The 13,421-nt window shown below is 68.4% G+C and carries 13 protein-coding genes and 1 pseudogene; 9 read left to right on the top strand and 5 right to left on the bottom strand.

The features are described 5' to 3' along the window. Positions 1-75 precede the first annotated feature (75 nt). Genes AB0F82_RS35800 through AB0F82_RS35785 form a run of 4 tightly spaced genes read left to right on the top strand, consistent with a single transcriptional unit; the run spans position 76 to position 3,111 of the window. Complete coding sequence (locus tag AB0F82_RS35800; RefSeq protein WP_362635328.1) at positions 76-561, top strand: GNAT family N-acetyltransferase; 486 nt, start codon at positions 76-78, stop codon at positions 559-561. Next, positions 558-1,253: a PIG-L deacetylase family protein gene (locus tag AB0F82_RS35795; RefSeq protein ID WP_362635326.1), complete on the top strand. Its 696-nt coding sequence runs from the start codon at positions 558-560 to the stop codon at positions 1,251-1,253. The genes AB0F82_RS35800 and AB0F82_RS35795 overlap by 4 nt, the downstream gene beginning before the upstream one ends. Then, complete coding sequence (locus tag AB0F82_RS35790; protein WP_362635323.1) at positions 1,250-1,948, top strand: WbqC family protein; 699 nt, start codon at positions 1,250-1,252, stop codon at positions 1,946-1,948. Before AB0F82_RS35795 ends, AB0F82_RS35790 begins: the two co-directional genes overlap by 4 nt. Further along, complete coding sequence (locus tag AB0F82_RS35785; RefSeq protein ID WP_362635321.1) at positions 1,948-3,111, top strand: glycosyltransferase; 1,164 nt, start codon at positions 1,948-1,950, stop codon at positions 3,109-3,111. Before AB0F82_RS35790 ends, AB0F82_RS35785 begins: the two co-directional genes overlap by 1 nt. Here AB0F82_RS35785 and AB0F82_RS35780 read toward each other — a convergent pair. Continuing rightward, on the bottom strand, positions 3,089-3,556 hold the full coding sequence (locus tag AB0F82_RS35780) for an acyltransferase (RefSeq protein ID WP_362635318.1): 468 nt from the start codon (positions 3,554-3,556) through the stop codon (positions 3,089-3,091). The genes AB0F82_RS35785 and AB0F82_RS35780 overlap by 23 nt on opposite strands. A gap of 883 nt (positions 3,557-4,439) precedes the next feature. Between AB0F82_RS35780 and AB0F82_RS35775 the strand changes: the two genes are divergently transcribed. Both AB0F82_RS35775 and AB0F82_RS35770 read left to right on the top strand, forming a co-directional pair. Then, entirely contained in the window at positions 4,440-5,138 is a 699-nt protein-coding gene (locus AB0F82_RS35775) for a class I SAM-dependent methyltransferase (RefSeq protein ID WP_362635316.1), read from the top strand. Beyond that, positions 5,139-6,341 (top strand): glycosyltransferase family 4 protein, encoded by a 1,203-nt coding sequence (locus AB0F82_RS35770; protein WP_362635313.1) that lies wholly within the window; start codon positions 5,139-5,141, stop codon positions 6,339-6,341. It begins immediately after the preceding gene. A gap of 43 nt (positions 6,342-6,384) precedes the next feature. Here AB0F82_RS35770 and AB0F82_RS35765 read toward each other — a convergent pair whose 3' ends face one another. The 4 genes from AB0F82_RS35765 to AB0F82_RS35750 form a co-directional block, all read right to left on the bottom strand. After that, entirely contained in the window at positions 6,385-7,137 is a 753-nt protein-coding gene (locus AB0F82_RS35765) for an FkbM family methyltransferase (protein ID WP_362635310.1), read from the bottom strand. A gap of 20 nt (positions 7,138-7,157) precedes the next feature. Beyond that, on the bottom strand, positions 7,158-8,159 hold the full coding sequence (locus AB0F82_RS35760) for an NAD-dependent epimerase/dehydratase family protein (RefSeq protein WP_362635307.1): 1,002 nt from the start codon (positions 8,157-8,159) through the stop codon (positions 7,158-7,160). Positions 8,160-8,345: 186 nt separating this feature from the next. Further along, positions 8,346-9,203 (bottom strand): FkbM family methyltransferase, encoded by an 858-nt coding sequence (locus tag AB0F82_RS35755; protein ID WP_362635304.1) that lies wholly within the window; start codon positions 9,201-9,203, stop codon positions 8,346-8,348. A gap of 45 nt (positions 9,204-9,248) precedes the next feature. After that, complete coding sequence (locus tag AB0F82_RS35750; RefSeq protein ID WP_362635302.1) at positions 9,249-10,319, bottom strand: glycosyltransferase family 4 protein; 1,071 nt, start codon at positions 10,317-10,319, stop codon at positions 9,249-9,251. A 296-nt stretch (positions 10,320-10,615) separates the two neighbouring features. On the opposite strand from AB0F82_RS35750, the gene AB0F82_RS35745 reads away from it, so the two are divergent. The 3 genes and pseudogenes from AB0F82_RS35745 to AB0F82_RS35735 all read left to right on the top strand — a co-directional run. After that, complete coding sequence (locus tag AB0F82_RS35745; RefSeq protein ID WP_362635370.1) at positions 10,616-11,062, top strand: transposase family protein; 447 nt, start codon at positions 10,616-10,618, stop codon at positions 11,060-11,062. Further along, complete coding sequence (locus tag AB0F82_RS35740; protein WP_362635299.1) at positions 11,059-12,255, top strand: transposase; 1,197 nt, start codon at positions 11,059-11,061, stop codon at positions 12,253-12,255. The genes AB0F82_RS35745 and AB0F82_RS35740 overlap by 4 nt, the downstream gene beginning before the upstream one ends. Before the next feature lie 323 nt (positions 12,256-12,578). Then, positions 12,579-12,893 (top strand): annotated as a pseudogene (locus tag AB0F82_RS35735) (helix-turn-helix domain-containing protein); the annotation flags it as partial. Positions 12,894-13,421 lie beyond the last annotated feature (528 nt).

Raw genomic sequence — 13,421 nt, 5'->3', positions numbered from 1 at the left:
GATCGGCTCGCCGACGCCTCCTGCGGCCTCCGCCCTGCGACGCTCATGCGAAAGCCGCGACCTCAAGGGACTTGGATGCACAGTACGAAGGGGACGACAGCCATCCGGCAGCCCGCCCGAAACCTGCATCGCCTGGGCGATGTCGTCGACGAACTGCTCGACCCGCTCGTCAAGTTGGAGCAGCGCGTGCACCGGGCAAGCAGCCACTACGACACCGGTCCGTGGCAGGCCGAGAACTTCATCCGGCACCTTCCCGGAAAGCGCGAGCTGAGCCTCGTCGCGACCGTGCGCGGGAAGCCGGTCGGATTCGTGATCGCCTCCCGGCGTCCCGAGGGCGCGCACATTCACCGCGTGGCCACCGACCCTCGTCACCAGGGCACCGGTATCGCTTCTCGGCTGCTCGCCCTCCTCCTGGCGCGAACGCCCGGCATCGTCACTCTCATCTGCGACCCCCGCAACCAGCCGGCACTTGACCTGTACGCACGTGCGGGCTTCCGCGTCACCGGCACTACGCCGGAAGGCAAGTTGTCCCTGGCGGCCGGCACTCCACTCCATCGGTGACTGTTTACCGAGAGGACGATGTGATGTTCTGCAGCAACCCGATGTTCGAGCGCAGCCTGTTCGTGGGGGCTCACCTCGACGACATCGAGCTGGCGGCCGGAGGGACCGCCGCTCGTCTCGTGGAGGCAGGAGCACGGGTGCGTTTCCTGGTGATGAGCCCATCGGACTACACCAGCTACGACGGGAGCCACTTCCGCGACGCCGACGTGGCGGTCACAGAGGGCCGGGAAGCCGCCGCCACTCTCGGTGTTAAGGAGATCGACGTTCTGTCGTTCCCCGCCAAGGACGTGGAGAACCACTCGACCGTCGTGGAGTCGATCAACAAGGTCGTCGACGACTTCCGCCCGACGATGGTCTTCACACACTGGCCGTTCGACACCCATCGGTCTCATGCCAACACCGCGCTTGCCACCATCGCGGCGAGCCGTTACTACAACTCCGTCGTCATGTACGAGCCCATCACCCCGTCGGGGCGCAGCTACGTCGGTTTCCGCCCGCAGCTCTACATCAACATCGACGACACCATCGAGAAGAAGCTGCAGGCCCTGCGTCAGCACAAGTCCGAATACACCAAGTACGGGGAGCAGTGGATCGAAGGCGTCGAGGCCCGCTCCCGATACCGCGGCTACGAGATGCGTGCCCGGTACGGCGAGGCGTTCGAGGTGTCCCGTCTGGAAGGCGTGCTTGCATGAGGGTCACCATCCATCAGCCCGAGCACCTGCCGTGGCTCGGCCTCCTGGCCAAGGTCGCCGCGTCGGACCTGTGGATCGTTCTCGACGCCGTGCCGTACCGGAAGAACTACTTCCAGAACCGCAACCGGGTCCTGCTGGACGGCCGGCCCACCTGGTTGACCGTTCCGGTGACCGCCCCGTTCGGCACGCGGATCTGCGATGTGCGGATCTGCGAGATGCCATCCTGGCGGCGGCGCTACCGTGGACGCCTGATCCAGGCGGTGTCCGGGACCCGGGGCGTGGACCGTATCGACGACCTGCTGTCGGTGATCGATGCGGCACCGCCCGGCGGCTCCCTGGCCGACCTCAACCTCGACCTCGCGGACTGGATGCTGTCACAGTTCGACGTCAAGGTGCCGACGGCTCGTTCTTCCGAGCTCGACGCCACCGGGACCAAGTCCGAACTGATCCTCAATCTGTGCCGGGCGGTAGGCGCCGACGAGTACCTCGCCGGGCCCTCGGGGCGCGACTACCTAGACCTTGACGCCTTCGCCGAGGACGGGATCACCGTGCGCTTCTTCGACTTCGACCACCCGACGTACGCCCAGGGCTGCGATCCCTTCGTACCGCGTCTGTCGGCCGTCGACGCCTGGTCTCGGGTCCCCCCGGCCGAGCTGGCGCCCCTGCTGACCCGCTACCGGCTCCAGGACGTGTGATGACCACCCACTCCACCGCCCTCATGGAACGGCAGCGCATCACCGTCGTGACCATCTCGGGCCACCGGCAGCGCGGCGTCGAGGACTCCGCCGACTTCCGATCGTGGAACGCGCTGGCCGACCGGCTCGGTCACGCCTGGTGCATCTGGGCGGGCCCGCACCTGGAGTGCGACCGCGGCTCGATGCACGTGGTACGGCGCCCGCGCCGCCCGGGGCCGCAGTCCCTGCTCTGGGCGGCCGGATCGGTCCGTCTCGGGGTGCGCCTCGCGCGTGCGGCAGCCCGCAGGGGCGAGACCGTCGTCCTCAACGGGGCAGAGCCGTGGGGCTGGCTGGCGGCCTGGACCGTGTCGCTGGTCATCAGGCGTCCCTGGCTCATGGACGTCCACGGCGACTATCTCGGCCTGCCGGTCGCCTCACTCGGCCGATGGCGGAAGGCCGTCCTCGAACGGTCCGTCGTCGCGTTCGCTCGACGAGCCACCGAGCGCAGAGTGGTGGCCCAGTCGATGGCCGACGCGTTGTCGCGGCTCGGCATCCCGTCCGCTCTTGTGCCGCCGCGGCTCCAGCCTGTCTGGGAGGATCCGCCGGTCCGCACCGTCCCGCCGCTGGCCGGACCCGGTCTGTCCCTCCTCGCGGTTGGCCGGCTCGTGCCGTCCAAGGGATACGACATCCTCCTGACGGCGCTGGCCACGCTGCTCGAGACGGTTCCGACGGCCCGGCTGCGCCTCGTCGGTGACGGCCCCGAGAAGGCGAGGCTCGTGGCCCTTGCCGAACGGCTCGGCCTGGCCGACAGGGTCACGTTCCTCGGAGCGCGCGGCATCGACGACGTGCGCGAGGAGTACGCGCGTGCCGACCTCTTCGTCATCTCGTCGAGGGACGAAGGACTGCCGAGAACACTGCTGGAAGCGGCGTCCGCGGCCGTCCCCGTCGTGGCGACCCGTGTCGGGGGCATTCCGGCTGCCGTATCCGGTTGGCCCGGCGTCATGCTGGTTCCGCCCGGCGCCGAGGCACTCGCCGAGGGTCTGCGCCAGGTGGCGGCGTCCCCGCCCCGGCCCGAGGACCTGGCCGCCGTACGCCGAAAAGTCCTTGCGGTCCACGCCTTCTCCGCCAACATCGAGGAGCTCGGCCTCCTCTATCGCCGTGTCACGGCCCGGGCTCCGGCGTAGTGATCGCCGTCCGCTGCGAGGCGCCGCGGCGACGCAGCACGCGCGCGGGGTTGCCGGCAACCATGGCGTACTCGGGGACGTCGCGTGTGACGACCGACCCCGCTCCGATCACGCTGCCCGACCCGACGGTCACCCCGTCCAGCAGGATCGAGTGTGCCCCGACCCACACGTCGTTCCCGACGACGACGCCTCGGGCCGTGATCGGCTGGCAGCGGATGGGGAGGGAGAGGTCGTCGACCCCGTGGTTGAAGGCGACGATGACGACGCCGGTCGCGATGCGGCACCCGTCCTGCACGGTGATCCCGCCGGCGCCGTAGAGGACGACGTGGTTGTTCAGTGAGCAATCGCTGCCGATCGTGATGGAACCGCCCTGCGGGACCAGCTCCACGTGGCGGCCTACCAGGGTCCGCTGCCCGATGTCGATGCGGGCATGCTCCTGGATCACTGCGCGCGGAGAGATGTACGACCCGGTTCCGATGCGCGCGCCGCGCAGCCGAGGGGGAACGTTGGCGCATGCCCGTAGCCACCTCACGGCACCAGCCCCTTATGAATCGCCACGGCCTGCTGCTTCTTTCGGTGGTCTCAGGCACTGTGTGTCCGGGCGCGCTTGGACGCCGACACGTCGTGCGGCCTGCTCGTAGACGGACACCGGCAGTGCCATTCGGGCAACGGAGGCCGCCCAGGTACGGCGCTGAAGATACGTATGTCCGTCGCTGCTCCTGCTCTCATGCGCCACCGGTCGGGGCGCGGCCGGAGCATCAGCTCCATTCTTAACTCGCGATGCGATATATCCGGTTCAGACATGCTGAGAAGGGGCAATTCGTGCCGGAACGCGGCGCGCTGAAGGAGCGCGGCCTTCGTTCCGTCTGGATCCCGCCGCAGCTTCTTCCGGTCTGGGAAGAGCCGCTGAAGCGTGACCGGACGACGCCGGGGAACGCGTCCCCAGCGTCTGACGCGCGTCGGCTCACTCCCCTCGGAGGCTTCGACCTGCTGCTCGCGGCGCAACTCAACTGGCCTTGGTACGCAACCGCGTCCCGGCGACCCATGGCTTCGACACCAACATCGGCATGCTGGCCGCACTTTTCCGGGACGTCAGCGCCGACTGACTCTCCAACGCCCCGTGTTGTTGGGGATAAACCCGGTATCACCCGATACGTTATGTGGCGCAGACACCAGGTAATACTGAGGAGGGCGCCGTGAGCCGGGTATCGACCGTTCGACGTTGGGTCAGGCACTCTGGAGTGAGGCCTGTGGCGTCAGTGCTGGGCGGGTACGTCGCCATGCGTACCTTCGGAACCGGCATCCGGAGGTACACGGCGCCGAGCGTCATGGACTTCACCCGCTCCGGAGGGAAGTTGACCACGTCGGCGCCGGGATTTCTGCGGGAACTGGGCTGGGAAGCGACAGAGATCGAGCGTGTCATGGGCGAGTACCGGGAGGCCACCGAAGAACTGGCCGCCCGCTACGCCGACACGGCGCTCTGCTACCCCCGGACTCACGGCGTGGAAGCGGAGACCAGCGCGGTGCTGTACGGACTGAGCCGGCTGCTCAAGCCTCAGTCAGTGGTGGAGACCGGTGTGGCCGACGGCCGATCCTCATGGCTGATCCTCGCCGCACTCGAGCGCAATGGCTCAGGGGTGCTGCACAGCTTCGACGTCAACCACACCGCAGGTCGGCTGGTCGGTGAACACCCGCAGTGGCAGCTGGAGATCCTCGACCCGAAGGACCCCGCGGCAGGCTTCAGCCGGGCGCTGGAGCGCGTGGGGTCCATCGATTTGTTCTTCCACGACAGCGACCATCTTTATCTTCCGCAGATGTTCGAGTACGGGCAGGCCTGGCCCAGGATGACCCAGAGCGGCGTCTTCGCCAGCGACGACGTCAACTGCAGCAGGGCCTTCCTGGACTTCTGCGGGCGCCGCCGTCAACGCCCGGTCTTCCTGTTCGACTCCAGAAAGATCACGGGCGCGGTGCGGTTGCCGGGCGTTCCGCAGCGGCGCGCTGAACGACTCCCGCAGAAGGTGGGCTAAATGGCCGACGTGGTGCCGGGCAGGACACACAGCGAACCGGACTCCGCCCAGCCCGGTTCGCGCCCGCGGCTCGTCTATGTGGTGCCCCACCTGTCTGAAGACGAGTCCGAACACTTCGCGCACATCCCGGCGTTGTTGGCGGCTCTGGGACAGCGTGTCGACGTTGCGGCCGCTGTGGAGCGCGGCAATCCTCCGGCACAACTCGCCGGGGTCCGTCTCCTGAGGCGCGTACCCGGCCGGAACCGGATCGGCCGGATGCTCGGCACCGCGCTCACGGTCCACCGCCTGTCCCGCGCCGGCTACCGGACCTACTTCCTGCGCTACTCCACCCTCTTCGTGATCGTCCTGATCCTGACCTACCCGCTGTACCGCCACCGCATCCTGCTCTGGCGCAGCGGTCTGCCCGACGTACGGAGTCCGGAGCAACCCAGGACCTTTCGGCTCAGGGCCCATGAGTTCGTCAACCTGCTTACGGCGCGGCTCGTGCACTGCCTGGTGACCGGCCCGGAGACCATGGTGCCGCTGATGGCCGGGCTGTGGGGCGTGCCGAGCCAACGGATGCGGCTGCTCTACAACGACGTCGACGCCGGGCGCTTCGCCCCGCTGGACGAGGCCGCACGCGACGAAGCGCGGACCGAACTCGGCTGGGGTGAGCACGAGTTGGTCATGCTCTTCGTGCACCGGCTGTCGTATCGCAAGGGAGTCACCCTCCTCGCACCCCTGCTGGATGCGGTCGCCACGGACCCGCAGGTCCGCGACGGCGGCCTCCGGGTCCGGCTCGTGGTCGCCGGGGACGGCCCGGATCGGCCCCGCCTGGAACGCGAGGCGGCCGACCCTGCGAGGAGCGGACGCATGCAGCTGCTGGGCTCCGTTCCCAATCGCGACCTGCCTCGGCTGTACGCGGCGGCGGACGTCGTCGTCATGCCGAGCTACGAGGAGGGCTTCCCGCGGGTGCTGCTGGAGGCGATGGCCTCGGGCACACCGGTGGTAACGACCGATGCAGGCGGTTCAGTGGACGTGGTGGGTGCCGACTACCCCTATGTGGCGCCGGTCGGTGACCTCGACGCGCTGACGGGGCACCTTCGGTCTCTGGCGGCTGTTCCCCGTGCCGACCGGTGCGAGCTGGGGCTGCGGTTGCGGCACCGGGCGCAGAGTGAATTCTCCCCCGAGCGCGTGGCCGCGATGCTCCACGCGCTGCTGTGAGGGTGCGCCGCCGGCCACATGAGCGGCGGCGCACCCGGCCGGATCAGCCGCGGTCGGCCCCGGCCCGTTGCCGGGCCTGGGCGCCGAAGCGGCGCGCTGCGAGCGCGTAGACGGGTCGCGGCAGCGCGGCCCGCGCGGCGTGCGTGGCCCAGACGTAGGGCGGGCGGTGGAGTCCGAGACGGTAGCGCACCGTGCTCGCCGCGGCGGGCGAATGCGGGCCCACCAGGACGAGCCACTCCCGCACCGCGGCGCCGCCTCCGTGACTCTTCAGGGAATCGGGCGTGACGAACCTCTGGCTATGGTGTCGCAGTCTCTCCTCCACGATCGCGTGCCGATGGGCCTGGCTGGGGATCTTGCGGACGTCGAAGTCGACGTAGATGCTCCGCAGCCGGCTGATCACGCCGCTGTCCAGGAGGTCCTCGAGTACGTCGCACTCACTGCCTTCGCAGTTGAGCTTGAGGTAGATCTCGTCGTCGGCCGACGTGTTCGCCCGCAGCCAGTCCGTGGCGCGCAGCAGGGCGATGGTCTCTCCCCGGACGTGCCCGTCGCCCAACTCGCCCTTGTCGGCATACACACTCGCTCCGAGCAGACCCGCCCCGAACAGGGTCGCCTGCCCTGTCCTGCTGGACAGGCCGGCCGGCACGATGTGCACCCGGGAGTCGCGGAACCCCCGGAGAATGCGCTGGCAGGGTTCCGCCGGCTCGAACGAGTAGATCTTCTCGAAGCCCCAGCGGGGGTCGAGGGCGACATCGAGGGACTCGCCGTAGTGTCCGCCGACATCAAGGAAGACGCGCATGCCGCCCACCGCTCTCCGTGTCACGCCGTCACGGCGGCAGCGTCGTGGAGAGGGCCGCGGGAACGGGTGGACAGCCATTTCCACTGGCGCTCGATCCCCTCGGTCAACGTGATCGAGGGGACGTACCCGAGCAGCTCACGCGCCTTCGTGAGATTCGCTTCGGTCACCTGCACATCGCCTGGCTGGTGGATGTCGTCGCGCACCGGAACCTCCGCCCCGGTGATGTCGGCGATCCTCCTCAGCACATCGAGCACCGAAACGCTGTCCCCTCCGCCCACGTTGACCGCCTCGGCGGTCGCATCTGCGGTCGCTGCAGCGACAGTGGCTGCCGCGGCGTCCGTGACGAAGGTGAAGTCCCGGCGCTGGCGGCCGTCCCCATAAAGCTGCAGCGGCTCTCCCGTGAGGATTCCGCGCAACATCCGGCCGATAGCCATGTCCGGCCGCTGCCGGGGGCCGTACACAGTGAAATAGCGCAGCGCGACCACGCTCGTGGGGCTTGCTGGGGCGAGTGCGTAGGCGAGAGCAAGACGTTCGGCCGCGAGCTTGGTCACCCCGTACGGTGACAGAGGAGCGGTGGCGTCCTCCTCGCGCAGGGGGCCCCTGCCGACGGCGTCCCCGTAGACGCTGGAGGACGAGGCGAGGACGAGGCGGCGGACACCCGAGGACTGGCATGCGTCCATCAACCGCTGCGTCGCCAGTACATTGCACGCGAGGTACTCGCCGAAGCCGTCCCCCCACGACGGCCGGACGCCCGGAATGGCCGCGAGGTGAAACACGGCGTCCGCGGCGTGGACCCAGGGCTTGAGCTCGTCTGTCACGAGGTCGCCCTGGACCAGGCGGAAACCCGGGTGTCCCGTTACGCCCTTGAGGTTCTCCGCCGCCAAGGCGTTGTCGCGGGGCGAGCGCCGGTCGACGCCGAGAACGGTGGCCCCGCGTTGCAGCAGGGCCTCTACAACATGGGAGCCGATGAAGCCCGCCGCCCCGGTCACAACAGCGCGTTCGATGCAATGAGCCGCACTCATCACGGATTCCCTTCCGTCGCCACAGCTCGCACTGCGCCGGGCAGGTGCGGGCCGTCACCAGTGAATTAGACACCCCATTTTTACTGCCCTGGGTATCATTTCTGGTTTAGACATTCTCGGGAATTTCCGTGATGTTCGGCAGGGCGGAGTGAAGTGAATTCCGGATTCGGTTCTTATATTTCCGCGTCAGACCGCAGCGGCGAGCCGCGCTTCCACCTCCGGCCGTCGACGGCGGCACACAGCCAGTACATCGGGCCCCGTGGAGAGCTGATCCGGCGCTGGGACGAGCCGGTTGCAGTCCGGGTCGTAGAGCACCATGTCGTAATCGTGGTCGCCGAGCCACCGACGGACCTCTCGGGCCGTGGAGCCGAAGCGATGGAGGAACTTGTCGACGAGTTCGAGCATCCACACCGCCGGCTCGCCCCGGGCGATGAGTCGGTCTGCACCACGCAGGGCCAGGTGTTCCGTGCCTTCGACGTCGAGCTTGCCCATCGCGAAGGAGCGTTCGGGCAGGGTGTCGTCGAGCCGGCCGAGCCTCACCTGCACGGCGCTGTCGCTGTCGGCCTCGGTCCGGATGCGTGAACCAGAGCCCCTCACTACGAACGACACGGTGCCCTGCTCGGCTCCGATCGCCATTTCATGGACCGTCACACAACGCAGGGAATTTACGCCGACGTTGTCCTGCAGCCGTTTCGCAAACGCGGGCACGGCCTCGAAGGCGTGTACGGCTCCGCTCGGCCCCACGAGCTGGGCGGCGAGCAAGGTGAACATTCCTTCGTTGGCGCCGCCGTCGATAAACCCGTCTCCAGGCCGAAGATACCGCTTCATGAAAGTCATTTCTTCGTAATCCGGAAGCCCGCCGAAATAGACGAAACGACCCGGCTGCGTGCTGTCAGGATAGGCGCGGAACGACATACCGCCGTATACCGACAAGTCCAGTGGCCGCCCGATCATCCTCTTCCAGGCTTGCCATCCCGCCATGGCGGCGAAGGCCTGAGCCCGCCGCCCACGGTTGGCGGGATGTTCCCAGACCATTTTGGCCATGCCATGAATTGTCGTCGGCATTCGTTTGCTCTCTTTCAGCGCCCGTCATGCGAAGGAGTGCAGCTGTTTCGGCGCCGCTCGGTACCACTTCTCGACGCGCTGTGCGACCCGGGACCAGTCCAGCTCTGCGGCCGCACGTACCCCGAGCTCACTCATCCGGTTGCGGCCCGGTTCGTCGTCGAGCACGGTTCTCAGAACATGCACCAGGTCCGCCTTCGAGCCTGATGGGAAGACCCGATAGGCCTCGCGGTCGGTGACCACCGGATCGAGCGAGGCGTCCGAGGACACCACGACGGGCGTGCCCAGCGCGAGCGCCTCCAACGCCGCCGTGGGCACTCCTTCGCCCTTCCCGGAGAGTCTGCGTGACGCAAGGACGAACACTTCGGCTCGCCGGACCAGGTCGTAGACCTTCTGCCGGTGCAGCGGACCGACCAGTTCAACTCCAGGGCCCGCCGCTGCGAGCCGGTTGAGGTGGTCCCGCTCCGGGCCCGCTCCTGCGATCACCAGACGCATGCCCGGCCGACTGCGTGCCAATTCGTGAAACGCCTCGATGAGCAGATGGTGGTCCTTCATCGGGTTCAGCGCGCCGACGCTGACGATCAGGCCGGGCTCACGGGCCACAGCATCGGTGGGCGACGGCATGGCGGACAGCTCCAGGCCGCTGGACATGGTGAGGATGCGTTCCCGGTCCACACCTCGCGCCGCGAGGTCGGCAGCGGTCGCCGACCCCAGGGCGATGAAGGCCTTCACATGCCGGAAAGCGCGCCGTGCGAACCACTGATGCCGGTCGGTGAGTGCCGCATGCACCGTCAGGAACAGCGGAATGCCCAGGCGTCGGCACACGGGACCCAGCCCGGCGGCCTCGATGTGGTCGCCGTGGAGATGCACCAGGTCCACGTTGCGTCGGGCAGCGCAGAGCTCCTTGATCGCCGCAGCGACTTCCGCCGCGAAAGCGAGCCGGTCGGACACCGGCCCGAGCATCCGGGACCGGGGGATCCTTCGCAGCGGCAGTCGCGTGGCTCCGGCCGGTACCGTCGCCCCGTGCCGGAAGGACATCGTCACCCGGTTTCCGCCACCGACCTGATGGCGCGTCAGGTATTCGACATGGCGCTCCATTCCCCCCGGCATTGGGGGGACCCGGTAGCTCACCCGCACGATGTGCATCGTCGTGTTACTCCACCCCTCGCGTGTCGGCTCGTCACGTGACCACCGCTGCCGTCACTGCTGACGGCCGCCCGCGACCTGGCACGCATCGAATAACACCGAAGGATCGCGGCACAGCGTGCTGCCTGCCGTTCGCCTCGCCGATCCTCACCGGAAAGGACCAGTGAGGGCCACGCGGCGCATGCTCGGCTACCAGGTACGCGCAGGCGTGTCAACGCTCCCTGAAAACTGGTTCTGGATCACTTTTGGTGCAGAGCCACGGAGCGTCACGGAATCATGAGTGGTCGTGTCTGACGAACTCCTCCAAGACCTCTGGTTCCACCACGCCGACGACGTCGCGCTCGGCACCATCACCATCCACGCCCGGGCGCGTGACCCTCCACGCCACCACAACCAGCAGGTCAGCGACTTGCCCGTCGTGCGGAGCCGTCTCAGTCAGCGTTCACAGCCGGTACCTGCGTCGACTTGATGAAGCCGCCGCTGCGGGGCGGCGAGTGGTGGTGGAGTTACAGGTCCAGCGGTTCCGGTGCCGCGAACCGGCCTGCCCCAAGACCACGTTTGTCGAGCAAGTACCCGGGCTGACCTTCCGTCACGGACGGCGGAGCCAGGGACTGCAGGCGGCTATGCAGCGGGTGGCATTGATGCTGGCCGGCCGGGCCGGAGCCAGGTTGACGGACGGCTGGCCGCTCCGGTGAGCCGCTCGACCCTGCTGCGGCTGATACGCTCCTTCCCCGAGAACGCGCCGGCCACGCCGCGAGTACTAGGCATCGACGAGTTCGCCCTACGCAAGGGCCATGTCTACGTCACCGTCCTGGTCGACATCGAGACCCGACGCGTGGTCGACCTGCTGCCCGACCGGACCATCGAGACCGTGTCCGCCTGGCTGGCCGACCACCCCGGCGTCGAGGTGATCTGCAGGGACCGCTCCGCCTCGTTCGCCGAGGCTGGACGCCTCGGGGCCCCGGACGCAATCCACGTCGCGGACCGCTACCACCTGTGGCGCAACCTCGCCGAAGCGGTCGAGAAGACCGTCGTCCAGCACCGGGCCCTGCTGCCCGAGCCCGCACCGGAAACCGGACCGGACGGACCAACGCCGGCCGCATCCATCCCGCCGCCCGCCGCGCCGCCGAAAACCACAGGACGCCTGGCTGAACGGGTCCGCGAGCAACACGCCGCCGTCCATGCGCTCCTGGCCGACCGCGTCGGCCTGAAGACCATCGCGCGCCAGCTGGGACTGGCCCGCAACACCGTCCGCCGCTACGCACACGCCGCCGGCCCCGACGAACTGCTGGTGGGACGCTGGACAGGCCGGGCCAGCATCCTCGACCCCTACAAGCCGTACATCGACCAGCGGTTCGCGCAGGGCCGCACCAACGCCCGCCGCCTGTTTGAGGAGATCGCGCAGCGTGGCTACCCGGGCAAGGAGCAGATCGTCCGCAAGTACGTCCACCGGCTCCGTCTGGCCTTCCCGCACCAGGACCCGCCCCGCCGGAAACCCTCAGTCCGCGATGTCACCGGCTGGATCACCCGCCATCCCGACCGGCTCGATGCCGACGATGCCCAGCGGCTGAAGGAGATCCTGGCCCGTGTCCCGGCGCTTGCCGCCACCGCCCGGCACGTCCGGGCCTTCGCCGAGCTGATGAACGACCGCAGGGGCCGGCAGCTCAAGGAGTGGATCGCTGGGGTCCACGCCGACCAGGTTCCGGCCCTGAACACCTTCGCAACCGGCCTCCTCCAGGACCTCGACGCTGTCGTCGCCGGCCTCAGCCTGAGCTACAGCTCCGGCGCAGTCGAGGGCCACAACAACAAGATCAAAATGATTAAACGGCAGATGTTCGGCCGCGCCGGCTTCGACCTCCTGCGCAAACGCGTCCTCCATGCGGCATGAACCCCTGGTTGTGGTGGCGTGGAGGGTCACGCGCCGGGCGTGGATGGTGATGGTGCCGAGCGCGACGTCGTCGGCGTGGTGGAACCAGAGGTCTTGGAGGAGTTCGTCAGACACGACCACTCATGATCGCGGATTCCGTGACGCTCCGTGGCTCTGCACCAAAAGTGATCCAGAACCAGTCTTCAAGAACCCGCGACAAGGCGAGGGGTTGGGGGCGCAGTGCGCGACCCCGGCCCCTCGGCGGCGTACGAACGCTGGTTACTGAGGTTTTCGGGTTGTCGTCGGGGAGTGACGGTTCATGATCTCTGCGGTTTGCCGGTGGTATGCGTTATCCGGAGGGTGGGGGCCTGAGCGCTGAGCGTCGGGCGTTTCGTGAGGGGATCCGGCTTCAGGCCGGCGAGAGGTTCGCGGTGGGTGAGAAGACCGCGGTGATCGCCAAGGACCTGCGGGTGAGTGTGCGGTCGGTGGAGCGCTGGCGTCGTGCCTGGCGCGAGGGCGGCATGGAAGCTTTGCGCTCCGCGGGCCCGGCGAACTCCCCGACCGTCACCGATTCCCAGTTCGCCGTGCTGGAGGAAGAACTCGGCAAGGGACCGTCGGCGCACGGCTTCGACGACGAACGCTGGACCCTGGCCCGGGTTCTCCACCTCGACCGCGACGCGGGCGGCCCGGACGAGTTCCGGCCCGTGCTTCTGCAAGGCTGTAGAGGGCCTCGGTAATTCCATCAACGCGGCTGTCCGTGTGGGCGGTGGCAGGGCTCGTACCAGCGGCGACAGCACATCGCCGGCCGGCCGGTCGGCGGCGGCCAGCAGTGTGTTCCTGAGCACGCGACGGGCGGCCCGGTGCCTCCTCGCGGGAGCGGCCGGGACTGCGCATGGGGAAGGCGTTTCGGCCGGGGCCGGGACGCCGTGGTACCGCCGAGCTGATGTCGTGCTCCGTCATGCACTGCGGCGACGGCGCACGGCCAGCATCGTTCCCCCGCCAGCCGCAATCAGCCCGGCTGCGATGTTCTCACTGCCGGTGTCCGCGAGCCGCCCCGGTCCGTTGTGTTCGTTCTGTCCGTCGTCTCCCTCGTGTCCGTGTCCGTGATCTGGTCCGTCGGGTCCGTGTCCGTGTCCGTGATCTGGTCCGTCGGGTCCGTGTCCGTGTCCGTGATCTGGTCCGTCGGG

The sequence above is a fragment of the Streptomyces virginiae genome (assembly GCF_040638905.1).
Taxonomy (GTDB): domain Bacteria; phylum Actinomycetota; class Actinomycetes; order Streptomycetales; family Streptomycetaceae; genus Streptomyces; species Streptomyces virginiae_B.
This window is presented reverse-complemented; position numbering and strand designations above follow the sequence as displayed.

Excerpts from the sequence above, each read along its gene's own strand:
- AB0F82_RS35770 (WP_362635313.1), top strand. The coding sequence starts at position 5,139 with ATGGCCGACGTGGTGCCGGGCAGGACACACAGCGAACCGGACTCCGCC.
- AB0F82_RS35750 (WP_362635302.1), bottom strand. The coding sequence starts at position 10,319 with ATGGAGCGCCATGTCGAATACCTGACGCGCCATCAGGTCGGTGGCGGA.
- AB0F82_RS35755 (WP_362635304.1), bottom strand. The coding sequence starts at position 9,203 with ATGGCCAAAATGGTCTGGGAACATCCCGCCAACCGTGGGCGGCGGGCT.
- AB0F82_RS35790 (WP_362635323.1), top strand. The coding sequence starts at position 1,250 with ATGAGGGTCACCATCCATCAGCCCGAGCACCTGCCGTGGCTCGGCCTC.
- AB0F82_RS35765 (WP_362635310.1), bottom strand. The coding sequence starts at position 7,137 with ATGCGCGTCTTCCTTGATGTCGGCGGACACTACGGCGAGTCCCTCGAT.
- AB0F82_RS35775 (WP_362635316.1), top strand. The coding sequence starts at position 4,440 with ATGGACTTCACCCGCTCCGGAGGGAAGTTGACCACGTCGGCGCCGGGA.
- AB0F82_RS35800 (WP_362635328.1), top strand. The coding sequence starts at position 76 with ATGCACAGTACGAAGGGGACGACAGCCATCCGGCAGCCCGCCCGAAAC.
- AB0F82_RS35760 (WP_362635307.1), bottom strand. The coding sequence starts at position 8,159 with ATGAGTGCGGCTCATTGCATCGAACGCGCTGTTGTGACCGGGGCGGCG.
- AB0F82_RS35785 (WP_362635321.1), top strand. The coding sequence starts at position 1,948 with ATGACCACCCACTCCACCGCCCTCATGGAACGGCAGCGCATCACCGTC.